Below are 13,241 nucleotides of genomic sequence, written 5' to 3'. Positions count from 1 at the left end.
TGTTAAATACTTAAATCAAAATCAAACATTGAATGAATGCGCATTGCATTCACATCCACAATGTAAGCTGAATTTTATTGAGCATTTGACTCTTGAGCAGCCAGCACTTCTGATACTGCTTGGTCAGCCTCAGCAGCCAAAGCCGCATCTTGAGCTTCTTTTTCTTTAATACGCTCAATCATTTCAGCTTGTTGTTGCTTATACTTTTCTTGGTTTTTAGCATCACTATTGACTGCAAGAAAAGCCATACTGACCAAAAATATAGGAATCAATAGCCCAAGTGCCATCAAAATGATCATCTTTTTGGTATTGGGTTTTGGCTTAACTTCAGACATAACGATTCTTTCATTTACATAAATAATTCGACGCCCAATATAGCAAAAAACAAAATTCGCTCAAGCCTTCATATCATTCTTTGCTCGAACTAACTATGCACCTCATTTTCACGGATTGAATGATTAACAATCCAATATTCAATAAAAAAAGGAGACATGCTCCTTTTTTATTATTTAAAAACTTAGCTTGAAGCAGCTATACCCGTACAATGTGGACTTTGGCTCGCATCTTTTTGCTCATTGGTTAAATCGATACCTGTACCTGCGGACATTTTAGCTTGAATAAATTCGACCGCTTGCGCATTTCTACAGATAATCGCCTGTGTATGGCTTGCTTTTGGCACAATATCCAATGAATATCCATCCTCATATTTTGCCTGTGGGAAGTATTTCACCGCTTGCAATTTCATATTTTCAAATAAAGCTTGAGTCACAGGAGGTAATACAGCTTTATCTTCTTCACCTTGAATAATATAAACAGGGGCTTTAATTACTTTGGCAGCAGTTGCATTTGTCGCTGGCTGATTATCATTTAAAAATTTCTGAACAACGGGATCGGTATCGATTTTATTCAAATCAATTCCGTACTGTGAAACCATATTCGTTGGATCTTTTAAGAATTCAATCACAGCTGCTTTAAACTGTTCTTGCAAACCATTTGCGCCATTTGGATCGGCATAACTTAAACATGCACCATCATCCCCTGTACGTCCATAGGCTTTTTCTGCAATAACACCAGCATCTGCAGTAAAGATATTTTTTAAATCATAATTTGGCTCATAGGCTTTAATACCCGAACTTGTCAATGCAGCATATGCCAAAAGCTCAGCATAGCCATCTGCAATTTGATCAATTAACGCTTGTGCTTGAACCTCCGAAAGCTGCCCCATACCAAGCGCATAACGCACTTGTGCCAACTGTTCATCCAATCTATTCAATCCATGGGCTTTAGGTTGACCATTTGCATCAACATTTAGTTTTGGATCTAAATAGATCTTAATAATCGTGCCCAAACTCGACGCAGGTGCGGCTGCCACTGCCCCTTTATAGTTTGCATCCGTATTTGCAAATTCCGCCGTCCCTAAGGATGCATGACCACCTTGCGATTGACCAATCGACATCCACTGACCATTGAGTTGCTTACCATAATGTTCTTTTGCCGCTTTAACTGCAGTAAGTGCCGAATTTGCAGCACTCGATAAATTGAGGTATGGATGTACTCCCTTGGTACCTAAACCCTCATAGTCTGGTGCCACAATTACATAACCTGCCGCCATAAGCGTGTTAGCTAGAATTTTAAAGCGTGGATGAATTACATTTTTACTTGGCGCACATTCATCTCCAGCTCCAACTGTTCCATGCTCCCATACCACAACACGATAACCATCTTTAGGTTGAGTAGCTTTTGGAAATAATACTAAGGCTGTTGCTGTTGCTGCTTTCCCCTGCACATTGGTCAAGTTATACGTCATGACTTTAATGGACGATGTATTGTCTACAGTATCTAAAGCATAATTTGCTTCAGAAACAAATGTTGATTTTTGATTCGAAGATGATGAGTCATTATCATCATTACACGCGGTTAAAGACAGCATAGAAACTGCAACTGTCAAAGCTAATGCTATTTTTGAACGTTTCATAAAATATCCTTTTTAATCATTATTCTTTAAACATGAAACTACATGCCTTTTTATTAATGCATAAAAAAAAGCACCCGAATAGGATGCTTTAGTTCATTTTAAAAAGTTTCAGATCAATGACATTAAAGAACCAATGCCATAAAAATTCCAATAAAAATCATAAGCCCGACCCAACGGTTATGGCGAAACGCCCAAAAACATAACTGAGGATCACGGCCTTTAGTTTTAGTCCACTGGTAAATAAAATCGGCAGCCACAGCCAACAATGCAACCAAACCGAATGGCCCCAAGAGATCTTCTAAATACAGCGCTGCACCAATCAATACAATACTAAGCGCCTGCAATAAAGAAATGATTTCAATATCGTATTTACCAAATAAAATCGCAGTCGATTTCACGCCAATTTTCAAATCATATTCACGGTCAGTAATGGCATATTGTGTATCATACGCAACGGTCCACGCCAAATTACCAAAGTACAATAACCAACACGTTAAATCAGGTGTTTGCCCCACTGCGGTGTAAGCCATAGGAATCGACCATGAAAATGCCGCGCCTAAAAATACTTGTGGCAGATGCGTGTAGCGTTTCATAAAGGGATAAATGAACGCTAAAAACAATGCACCAAAGGACCAATAAAAAGTTTCTATCGGTAAAAAGAACAACATACATGCGCTAGCAAGTACCAAGATCAAGAACACATATATGGCTTCTTTAGCACTAATCACTCCAGTGGCTAAAGGACGATGTTTGGTTCTTTCCACAGCACCATCGACTTTACGGTCAGCAAAGTCATTAATCGCACAACCTGCTGCACGCATAAATATCGTGCCCAAAATCATGGGAATCAAAATACTGAATTGCGGTGTTCCTTGATTGGCAATCCACAGTGCCCACATGGTTGGCCAAAAAACCAGTTCCGTGCCAATTGGCTTATCGAAGCGACATAAATAGTAATAAGCTTCTAAACGCTGCTGCCAAGTAATCTGTTGCACCACGGCCATGATTGTCCTTCATCTGGTAATGTTATTTCTGCAAATATTGCTCAAAACTCGCTAAAAAAGTTTCCTGAACTATAAATTTACAACCATGCCAAGTATAACAGCTCTGACGTGTCCAACCATCGTCTAGCCACAATACACGCCGCTCACACTTCGGATTGGTACGCTGAAATAAAAAATGTCCGATGGGTTTTTTACCAATATGCTGAAAAATCCGCGCACGCCCTTGTATGCTAAGGATTGGAAATATACTTTTTGCCTTGACCCACGGCTCAGCTTCACAGCCATATAAATAACTTTCACGTACCCAAGCTATGTGCTGTATTGGCATTTGCAACCACTGTGCATCTTGAAGCGTCATACGTTGAAATTGCTCAATACTCGGCTCAACTTTAAATACACCTTGGGCAAAATCTGTTAATTGTTGGGTTAATGAACCCGAAGCATACAACCATGTTCTTAATTCAGGAGACATCCTTTTATCCCGCATTTCGCATGCTTGACGCTGCATATTTCATTTCCCTTTAACCATTTGCTGAGTATAGCGAATCCTTAGTGTAACCAACTCAACATCGTTTTTCATGACCAATAGCTTGTTTTAAGTAAAATGAGCAAAACCAAAACGGCTTAAGTACTTCATTACATTTGCAATCAACACAAACCTCACATACACAGTATGATGTCGTGGATAACAACTGAATTACACCAACATAATGTTTCCATATAACCCGCTACATGTTTTTATTTTTCTTGTTTTACTTTGTACCAATATCACAGCTCAAGCAAAATCTCTTGCGCTGAGTTTTGATGATGGATTAAATCCAGCGTTTAACGCACAAGCGGAACAAATCAATGCCCAGGTTTTAAAGCATCTGCATGATCAACAAATCAAATGTATTGTTTTTCCGAGCCTGATTAAAATTGGTGATTATCAAGGCAAGCAACTGATTCAAGACTGGGGACAATCAGGCCATCTAATTGGCAATCATAGTGCACTGCACCAAAACCTGAATAAAGAAAATGTATCTGCAAAAGATTATATAAAAAGCATTGCACATGCGGATACCGTTTTAAAAACGCTGCCGAATTACATACGTACCTACCGTTATCCATTTTTAAAAGAAGGTAATAACGCTGAAAAGCGTGATGCTGTCTATCAATGGTTAGAGCAACATCAGTATCGCATTGGCGGCGTGAGTATAGATGCCAGTGACTGGTTCTATAATCGAAAATATCTCGACTATGCCAAACTGCAAGATCAGGACAAATTAGACCGACTAAAACAAGCGTATATTGCTCACTTGCTTCACCGAGCAGATTATTATGACCAACTTGCCCAGCTCACCATAAATCGTTCGCCACAGCATGTTTTACTTTTACATGTAAATGCTATTAATGCCGCATTTTTAAAAGATCTCATTACCGCCTTTCAGCAGCATGGCTGGACATTTATTTCAGCAGCAGACGCCCTACAAGACCCACTATATGCACAGCGCAGCCAAAACATCCCTGCGGGTGAAAGTGTGATTTGGTCGATTACCAAAACTAAAGGAATTACACAGCTGCGCTACCCCGCCGAAGATGCGCCTTATGAAATCGACAATTTAAAACAGCATGGTTTGCAATGACGATTGGCAAATTGACAGATGCTCAATAAAAAATGACCTGCAATGTTGTAGGTCAATTTTTAGATCAAGTTTTAGTGTTGGATTAAAAGTTATCTGTCTTGGCAATAGCTTCAAATTTGCCTTGCGGCGTTTTTATTAAAACCAACCCTTCGGTTGTAATATAAAAACTTTCAGGGTAATCAAACTCCAATGCCAGCTCTGGGTTTTTCAGCTCGACAAATTGTGCCTGTTTATAACCTTCAACGGTCCGCCCCACTTCCAAATAAGTCACTTCTGAGAAGTTGAGTTTAAATCCCTTTGCCTGATCCGATGGATCAATCCAAGGAAAAAAACCGGTATGTTTTTTACGTGGTTTTGCCATGTTTAGATATTCATTCAACTCTTTGCTTTATCTTAACCCATCCCATAAAAAAACCCGCACAAGGCGGGTCTTTTTACAGTGAAATTCTGTACAGAATTACAAGCTGTAGTACATGTCAAATTCAACTGGGTGAGTAGTCGTGTTAAGACGACGAACTTCTTCAGTTTTAAGTTCGATGTAGGCATCAAGCATTTCTTTAGTGAACACGCCACCTTTAAGAAGGTAATCATGGTCAGCTGCAAGAGCTTCAAGCGCCATATCTAAGCTATGAGCCACTGTAGGGATTTTAGCTTCTTCTTCAGGAGGAAGGTCGTACAAGTTCTTGTCAGCAGCTTCACCTGGGTGGATCTTGTTTTGAATACCGTCAAGACCAGCCATAAGAAGTGCAGCGAAACCTAAGTACGGGTTCATCATTGGATCTGGGAAACGTGCTTCGATACGTTTGCCTTTAGGACTTGAAACGTAAGGAATACGGATAGAAGCTGAACGGTTACGTGCTGAGTAAGCAAGCATAATCGGCGCTTCGAAATGTGGAACTAAACGTTTGTACGAGTTAGTTGATGGGTTAGTGATCGCATTCAATGAACGAGCATGTTTGATCACACCACCGATGAAGTACAATGCCATTTCTGAAAGGCCTGCATATTCATCACCAGCAAACAGGTTCTTGCCATCTTTAGAGATCGACATGTGAACGTGCATACCAGAACCGTTATCGCCTACCATTGGTTTAGGCATAAAGGTTGCAGTTTTAGCGTATTGGTGCGCAACGTTCCAAACAGCATATTTGAACTGTTGTACTTCGTCAGCTTTACGAACCATTGTGTTGAAGCTCACACCAATTTCTAACTGGCAAGACGCAACTTCGTGGTGATGTACTTCTACACGACCTGGGCCAATGATGTCTTCAATTTTTGCACACATGTCTGCACGCATATCTTGATGAGAATCAACAGGAGGAACTGGGAAATAACCACCTTTAACACGTGGACGATGACCTGAGTTACCTGCTTCGTAATCTTTACCAGTAGACCAAGCAGCTTCTTCAGCGATTAATGTGTGGCGAGCGCCAGACATGTCGATGTCCCATTTCACTTCGTCAAATACGAAAAATTCTGGTTCTGGACCAAAGAAAGCAGTATCACCGATACCAGTTGATTTTAGGTATTCTTCCGCACGGCGAGCAATAGAGCGTGGGTCACGTTCATAACCTTGACCAGTTGAAGGTTCGATAACGTCACAAGTCACAACAACTGTAGCTTCTGCAAAGAACGGGTCGATAAAACCAGTTTCTGCATCTGGACGTAAGATCATGTCAGATGCTTCAATGCCTTTCCAACCAGCAATTGAAGAACCATCAAACATTTTGCCATCTTCAAACGTATCTTCGTCGATTGAATCTGCTGGGTAAGTTACGTGTTGTTCTTTACCCTTAGTATCAGTAAAGCGAAAATCGACCCATTTTGCGCCACTTTCTTGGATGAGTTGAAGGACCTTGTTCGCCATGCTCATTTTGCTCCGATGATTTTTTTGTGCACACTGAAGTGCGTGTTAGTAGTTGGTAGTTATTAAGCAATTACCGTACCAACTTTTAAAAGCTAAGCTAAAATACTGAATTCCTTATCAGAATAGAAGATTTTAGCTCCTTGCTTTTCGACTATTATACTGTGTGTAACAGTAAATGCACCATATTCAGCCACTCTTCATCACTTTTGTTTAAAAACTTTTCGCAAGTGTATCAAAATAGTGCAATTTGGTTTTGCACCAGTATGCACCAAAATGATTAATTGCTTTCAACGATAAAATTATTGGGATTTTATTAAAGCTTTAAGGTCGAATTTAAATACGAGAGAAACTAATGGTTTAGCTAGTTATGGGTAATAATACACCCACGATATAACTGTATTAATGATCGATATTTAGGTTTTTTTAGCGCGTAAAACACCCTTTTATTGAAGTAAATTTAACCGTTTTGTTTTAATTTTAATCAATCTACCTTTGCATTAATTGTGCTCCATTTTGGTGATTTTGCTTCAAAACGGTTCATATTTTTCCATTTTGGCCCTAAGTTGATATTTTTAACGACAGCAAGCAGATCTTTTTAAAATATCAATTGATCACATTTTAAACACTTAAATTCAGCCGATTGCTTTGTTCAACTTAAATCCTAAATTTATAAGTCGATAATTTGCTGAAATGATTTCAGTTGCGATCAACTTTGGCGAAATTGTTCAGCAGAAATTGAATAATATTTGCTATGATTGGCTGCATTCTAAATATTTCACTATTTTTCTATTAAAAATATCCACACGATATTTGGGTCAATATACAACTATTTAGAATCATTTCGGACTATTCAAAGCACAGTTAAGTGCATAAATTTCAAAGGTTAATACGCTCATGCTTTTGATGATCGACAATTATGACTCTTTTACCTACAACATCGTCCAATATTTTGGCGAGTTAAATCAAGAAGTAAAAGTTGTACGTAACGATGCCGTGACTTTAGAAGATATCGAGCGATGGCAACCGAAGTATTTAGTCATTGGTCCTGGCCCTTGTTCGCCAAGTGAAGCAGGCATTTCAATTCCTGCGATTCAACACTTTGCGGGAAAAATGCCTTTACTGGGTGTGTGTTTAGGCCACCAAGCCATAGGACAAGCTTTTGGCGGCGATATTATTCGCGCTAAAAAAGTGATGCACGGTCGTTTATCTGACATGTACCACAGCGATCAAGGCATTTTCAGCAACCTCCCTTCTCCATTTGCCGCTACTCGCTATCACTCTTTGGTGATTGATCAAGCGACTTTGCCTGAATGTTTAGAAGTGACCTGCTGGACCAATGAAGAAGATGGCACGCTGGAAGAAATCATGGGTGTTAAACATAAGACATTGCCTGTCGAAGGCGTGCAGTTTCACCCTGAATCGATTCTTAGTGAACATGGCCATCAAATCTTTAAAAACTTTTTAGAAATTTACGCTTAATCGAGTGCAAAAAATATTATGAATATTCAACAAGCTTTAAATAACATCACGAAAAATATTGAACTCACTCAACCTCAAATGGAAGAAGTGATGCGTACCATCATGCAAGGTGAAGCGACAGATGCTCAAATTGGCGCACTCATGATGGGCTTACGCCAAAAAGGTGAAAGTATTGATGAAATTACTGCCGCAGCACGTGTAATGCGTGAATTTGCGATCAAAATTGATGTCAGTGATCTGCCACATTTGGTGGATATCGTTGGCACGGGTGGAGATGGTCAAAACTTATTTAACGTCTCTACTGCGTCTAGTTTTGTTATTGCAGCAGCAGGTGCAACTATTGCTAAACATGGTGGTCGTGGTGTTTCATCAAAATCAGGCTCTTCTGATCTTTTAGAACAAGCTGGAATTAACCTTGACCTGAACATGCAGCAAACTGAACGTTGTATTCGTGAAATGGGCGTTGGTTTCCTCTTTGCACCTAATCATCATAAAGCCATGAAATATGCTGCTGGTCCACGTAAAGAATTGGGCTTCCGTAGTATTTTCAACCTACTTGGCCCGCTTACGAATCCGGCCGGCGTAAAACGTTTTGTGATTGGTGTTTTCTCTACAGAATTATGTCGTCCTATGGCTGAAGTTTTAAAACAGCTCGGGGCACAACATGTCTTGGTGGTGCATTCAAAAGACGGTTTAGATGAAATTAGCCTTGCATCAAGTACTTATGTTGCAGAACTTAAAGATGGCGAAGTTACTGAATGGGAAATTCAGCCTGAAGCTGTAGATATCGAGTCGCAAACCTTAACAGGTCTATCTGTAGATAGTGCTGCTGAAAGTCTGAAATTGATCAAAGATGCTTTAGGTAAAAACAAATCTACACTCGGTGATAAAGCCGCGAATATGATTGCCCTAAATGCAGGTGCCGGTATCTATGTTTCAGGCTTAACCAATAGCTATAAACAAGGTGTTGCATTAGCACATGACATTATTTATGGCGGTCAAGCACTAGAGAAAATGGGCATTTTGTCTGAATTTACGAAAACTTTAAAAGAATACGAAGCTTAAGATTAGGACTCAAATCATGGTAGATATCGCCAATACAATTTTAGGTAAAATTGTTGACCGTAAAAAAGAAGAATTTGCAGCCCGTCTTAAACAACGTAGCTATAAAGATGTCGAAGAGCTAGCCCAAGCAGCTACACCCGTTCGAGGTTTTGCACAAAACCTCGGCTCTAAACGTCCGGGGGTGATTGCTGAAATTAAAAAGGCATCACCATCGAAAGGCATCATTCGTGAAAACTTTAACCCTTCTGAAATTGCGCAGCAGTATCAAGATGCTGGTGCAGCATGTTTGTCTGTTCTCACCGATGCGGATTTTTTCCAAGGCGCAGATGAAAACATTCAGATTGCACGTACGAACTGTGACTTACCTGCGCTTCGTAAAGATTTTTTAATTGACCCTTATGGCGTAATTGAAGCACGCGCTTTACATGCGGACTGTATTTTATTAATCGTGGCTTGTTTGTCTGATCAACAACTCGAAGAAATGTCGAAAACTGCTTTTGAACACAATCTCGACGTGTTGGTTGAAGTACATGACGAAGAAGAACTTGAGCGTGCAATGCGTCTTTCTGACAACTGTATACTTGGCGTCAATAATCGTAATTTAAAAACCTTTGATGTTGACCTCAACACATCATTACGTTTGAAAAAGTTACTTGAACCTTCTCGCCTACTCGTGACAGAAAGCGGTATTGCCACACCCACAGATGTTGCCATGATGCAAGAACATGATATTCATGCATTCTTGGTCGGTGAAAGTTTTATGAAGCAGCCACGCCCTGATCAGGCGTTTAAAGAGCTGTTTGGTGTGCCTGATAAAATATAAATGAAATATGTAGGGTGAGTTCGCTCACCCTTTTTCTCCTTTGCATCCATATTAAAAAAATTACACATCCTTTTTATAATTTTTATTCATTTGAGAATTAAAAATAATGAAGTCGATTATTTCTTCTACTCTTCTATTCATTTCATTAATCTTGGTTTCACTACACCAGATGAGTTGGGCAAAAAATATAACTCTGTATACAGGCTCACCGTATCTTATTGACCAAAATCATATCCTCTACTTTAATATTTCCACTATGCCCGAAGGCATCATTGCTGCGCAGATTGACCTAAATCAAATTTTTCCAAATATAAATACTAACGTGCTAAAGGGCAAAAATTATGATTTCAATAAGAATCAAATTGAAATCGTTAGTTATCAAGGCTTACCAATAGTCATTAATTACTCAATCAATACTAAAAACAAGAATATTGAAAATTCAACCTATTTTTCTATTTCTAAAGAACATAAAAATTCTTTATCAAAACCAATCAATATTAAATCTCACCCTATTTCCATGGAAAAATTAAATTATTTTGAACAGATTTTTTATAAAGATAACCCTCATTTATTGAAAAAGGATTTAGCTGATGAGCCATATTTAATAAATATATTCATGTTCCATGCAGCAATAAATGATTTTGATGATATGAATGATTTTTTCCAAAATGCGATAAAGAACCTGACACAGAAAAATGATATTGATAATTATGAAAAAGCCAAAAATTTGTATCTTGAATATTTAAATTTTGGTGAAAACAATGAATTTTATGATACCACCTTAATTATGGCGGCTATCGAGCACACAGATATTTCTTTCATCAAAAAAATGAAGCTGAGAAAAATAAATGAACTTGTAGTAGATGAAGTTGAACCACAAACATATTATTTCACTAGATGCTCCCCATTAGGTAAAGCTATTCGCCTAAATCAATATCAGATAATTTCTTATTTACTTGAAAAAGGCGCTTCAACCGAAATCGTGTGTATTTCTAAATTTAATGAAGAACAATCAGCATTAGCTCTTGCAGAACAATATAAAAATAAAAAAGTTATTAAATTAATTAATTCAACTTTGAAGCCCAAATAGGACTTGTAATGAATTAAGAGATCTTCTTTATATAAAGTCTTTCCAGTTCAAATCAGTGCCATTTAAGGCTATAATTGCACTAAATTTTTGTATATTTCCCGTTTTTTCATTATGAGCAAACACGATTCTTCGCTTTCAAAAGATCAGTACAACCTACTGAAATCTTTTAAAAAGCAAATTACGAATCCACATTCCTCGACGATTGCTAAACAGCCTGAGCCAACGCCAAAGACTGTTGAACAAGAGCGGGAAGAAGACTTCGCGCTTTTCCAAAAGCAAATGCAAGGTGTTCAAAAAATGAATGCAGGAAATATTGCAAAAATGGAAAAAGTTGGTCGTAAAAAACCTGATGCGCAAACGTTGGCTAAACGTGCTGCTGCAATTGGTCCTATGGAAACAGATGATGCATTACTTTCTGATACGCAAGCGATGCTCAACCCTGTTGCCAGTCAAGCTGCTTTAAGCTATCGCATTGCAACCTTACAGCATAAAGTTTTTGAAGATTTAAAAGCTGGTAATCTACGGTGGTTCGAAGCAGTCGACTTACACGGTTGCACTGTAGAAGAAGCTCGTTCGGCTGTGCTGCAAATCATTCAAATGGCGAAAGATGACAATCAAAACGTCATTAAAATTGTGCATGGCAAAGGACCAGAAGCAATTTTAAAAACTTATGTAAATAGTTGGTTACGTCAACACCGTGATGTATTGGCATTTGTGAGCGCCCCAGAAAAACAAGGCGGTACAGGTGCTGTACTGGTTCTGCTTAAACGTGCAGAAAAGAACCCACAGTTTAAACAATAATCGGATTTAACTCCAAAAGAAGGCATTGTAATAGTTTTCTGCTACAATGCCGTCCTTGTTCAATCTCTCAGTGTAAGTGAACACGTCTTATGTCTATGCAGCAATCCTACGCAAATATCCTAACTGCCGTTGGTGAAGATCTGAATCGCCCAGGTCTTAAAGATACGCCTATGCGTGCTGCTAAAGCTTTTTCATATCTTACTTCTGGTTATAGCCAGACACTTGAAGAAGTGACCAACAATGCGGTTTTCCCATCCGATAACCGTGAAATGGTCTTAGTTAAGAATATTGAATTCTATTCTTTGTGTGAGCACCATTTATTGCCTTTTTATGGCCGTGTACATATTGCTTATCTCCCAGAAGGCAATGTTTTAGGTTTATCAAAATTCGCACGTATTACAGAAATGTTTACCCGTCGCTTACAAATTCAGGAAAACCTTACTCAGCAGATTGCTGAAGCTGTGGCTGAAGTGACCGGCGCGCGTGGTGTTGCTGTGGTGATTGATTCAGCTCACATGTGTATGATGATGCGTGGTGTGGGTAAACAAGAGTCTACAACCCGTACCGTTTCTTTTGTCGGTGACTTTAAAACCAATAAAGAAGAACGCCGTGAATTCCTAAGTGCTGTACCTGAAAGCTATTAATAGAACATTCAGCGTCAGTTCTTTTAAAAAAGCTTCAAACTCTTGAGGCTTTTTTTATTTGTGTTTAATGTCCCAAATCATTTGCTTTGATAGCAAAGCACTATTTTCAGGATGAATCATGTCAGATGTATATATTGCTGGTCAGGGTTTAGCGCAAGCCGAACACAGCATAGACTTCCCTCGCCCAGACCGTTTGGTTCAGGGCAATCCCAAACGTGAAACTGCAAGCATGTATGCACACCCCAATATGGACTGCGGGATTTGGCAATGTGAAGTTGGCGCATGGAATATTGTCTTTGCACCGAACAAACAAGAGTTTTTTACAATCCTTGAAGGATTAGTACGTATTCATGATCAACAAGGCGGATATATCGAAGTTTCTGCTGGCCAAGCGGGCATTATTCCCCCATCTTTTCAGGGCAAGTTTGAAGTTGTCGAAGCTGTCAAAAAATACTATGTTGTTGTTGAAGTTTAAATTACAGTACATCTGTAAGCGTCCGCTGAATCCCATACCAATTTTTAATTCGATTCAGGTTTCCAGCAGTGCGGCAGCAATTCTTCAATTTGGGTCACTTTGTGTGTCGGCAGCCTTTTCAGCACATCACTTAAATAGGCATACGGATCCAAGCCATTCAGCTTTGCTGACTGGATTAAAGTCATGATATTCGCCGCTCGCTGGCCACTGCGCAGCGAGCCAGCAAACAGCCAGTTCTTGCGTCCTAAGGCCCAGGGACGCATCTGATTGTCGGGTAGTCAGACGCAGTTACCTACGTCCAACCCCCTAAGAACCGTGCATGCGAGTTTCCCAGCACACGGCTCAAGCCTCTGCTAAGGCGCCATTCGGCACCCGGTTATACATCGTTGACAT

Annotated in this window: 14 protein-coding genes and 1 pseudogene; 8 read left to right on the top strand and 7 right to left on the bottom strand. The window is 39.3% G+C overall.

Features of this window, described 5'->3' with window-relative positions; translation table 11 throughout:
* Window positions 1–74: 74 nt before the first annotated feature.
* From FTU17_RS07540 to FTU17_RS07525, 4 genes are all read right to left on the bottom strand, one after another.
* Complete coding sequence (locus FTU17_RS07540) at window positions 75–335, bottom strand: hypothetical protein (protein WP_111884529.1); 261 nt, start codon at window positions 333–335, stop codon at window positions 75–77.
* A gap of 182 nt (window positions 336–517) precedes the next feature.
* Window positions 518–1,975 (bottom strand): S9 family peptidase, encoded by a 1,458-nt coding sequence (locus FTU17_RS07535; protein WP_180135027.1) that lies wholly within the window; start codon window positions 1,973–1,975, stop codon window positions 518–520.
* A gap of 122 nt (window positions 1,976–2,097) precedes the next feature.
* Window positions 2,098–2,979 (bottom strand): 4-hydroxybenzoate octaprenyltransferase, encoded by an 882-nt coding sequence (ubiA, locus tag FTU17_RS07530; RefSeq protein WP_180135026.1) that lies wholly within the window; start codon window positions 2,977–2,979, stop codon window positions 2,098–2,100.
* Between the two features lie 22 nt (window positions 2,980–3,001).
* A complete protein-coding gene (locus tag FTU17_RS07525; RefSeq protein ID WP_180135025.1) occupies window positions 3,002–3,487 on the bottom strand; it encodes a chorismate lyase in 486 nt (161 codons plus the stop codon).
* Window positions 3,488–3,689: 202 nt separating this feature from the next.
* On the opposite strand from FTU17_RS07525, the gene FTU17_RS07520 reads away from it, so the two are divergent.
* On the top strand, window positions 3,690–4,604 hold the full coding sequence (locus FTU17_RS07520) for a polysaccharide deacetylase family protein (RefSeq protein WP_180135024.1): 915 nt from the start codon (window positions 3,690–3,692) through the stop codon (window positions 4,602–4,604).
* Between the two features lie 82 nt (window positions 4,605–4,686).
* On the opposite strand, the gene FTU17_RS07515 is transcribed toward FTU17_RS07520, so the two are convergent.
* A complete protein-coding gene (locus tag FTU17_RS07515) occupies window positions 4,687–4,965 on the bottom strand; it encodes a hypothetical protein (protein ID WP_180114594.1) in 279 nt (92 codons plus the stop codon).
* 96 nt (window positions 4,966–5,061) lie between these two features.
* Window positions 5,062–6,477: a type I glutamate--ammonia ligase gene (gene glnA / locus FTU17_RS07510; RefSeq protein ID WP_180135023.1), complete on the bottom strand. Its 1,416-nt coding sequence runs from the start codon at window positions 6,475–6,477 to the stop codon at window positions 5,062–5,064.
* 888 nt (window positions 6,478–7,365) lie between these two features.
* On the opposite strand from glnA, the gene FTU17_RS07505 reads away from it, so the two are divergent.
* The 7 genes from FTU17_RS07505 to FTU17_RS07475 all read left to right on the top strand — a co-directional run bounded on the left by FTU17_RS07505 (window position 7,366) and on the right by FTU17_RS07475 (window position 12,848).
* On the top strand, window positions 7,366–7,950 hold the full coding sequence (locus tag FTU17_RS07505) for an aminodeoxychorismate/anthranilate synthase component II (protein WP_218955537.1): 585 nt from the start codon (window positions 7,366–7,368) through the stop codon (window positions 7,948–7,950).
* 18 nt (window positions 7,951–7,968) lie between these two features.
* Window positions 7,969–9,015 (top strand): anthranilate phosphoribosyltransferase, encoded by a 1,047-nt coding sequence (gene trpD, locus FTU17_RS07500; protein WP_180135022.1) that lies wholly within the window; start codon window positions 7,969–7,971, stop codon window positions 9,013–9,015.
* Between the two features lie 16 nt (window positions 9,016–9,031).
* Window positions 9,032–9,838, top strand: coding sequence for an indole-3-glycerol phosphate synthase TrpC (gene trpC, locus FTU17_RS07495; protein ID WP_180135021.1), 807 nt, complete (start codon window positions 9,032–9,034; stop codon window positions 9,836–9,838).
* Between the two features lie 169 nt (window positions 9,839–10,007).
* Window positions 10,008–10,928, top strand: coding sequence for a hypothetical protein (locus tag FTU17_RS07490; protein WP_257227373.1), 921 nt, complete (start codon window positions 10,008–10,010; stop codon window positions 10,926–10,928).
* A gap of 111 nt (window positions 10,929–11,039) precedes the next feature.
* Window positions 11,040–11,729: a Smr/MutS family protein gene (locus FTU17_RS07485; protein ID WP_180135019.1), complete on the top strand. Its 690-nt coding sequence runs from the start codon at window positions 11,040–11,042 to the stop codon at window positions 11,727–11,729.
* A 95-nt stretch (window positions 11,730–11,824) separates the two neighbouring features.
* Window positions 11,825–12,373 (top strand): GTP cyclohydrolase I FolE, encoded by a 549-nt coding sequence (gene folE / locus FTU17_RS07480; protein WP_180135050.1) that lies wholly within the window; start codon window positions 11,825–11,827, stop codon window positions 12,371–12,373.
* Between the two features lie 118 nt (window positions 12,374–12,491).
* Window positions 12,492–12,848, top strand: coding sequence for a cupin domain-containing protein (locus FTU17_RS07475; protein ID WP_180135018.1), 357 nt, complete (start codon window positions 12,492–12,494; stop codon window positions 12,846–12,848).
* A gap of 44 nt (window positions 12,849–12,892) precedes the next feature.
* On the opposite strand, the pseudogene FTU17_RS07470 reads toward FTU17_RS07475, so the two are convergent.
* A pseudogene (locus FTU17_RS07470) lies at window positions 12,893–13,120 on the bottom strand (transposase domain-containing protein); the annotation flags it as partial.
* Window positions 13,121–13,241: the final 121 nt, after the last annotated feature.

This window comes from Acinetobacter sp. YH12070 (assembly GCF_013419625.1).
GTDB lineage: Bacteria > Pseudomonadota > Gammaproteobacteria > Pseudomonadales > Moraxellaceae > Acinetobacter > Acinetobacter amyesii.
Note: the sequence above shows the minus strand (reverse complement) of the source record. Positions and strands in the feature narration are given on the sequence as shown.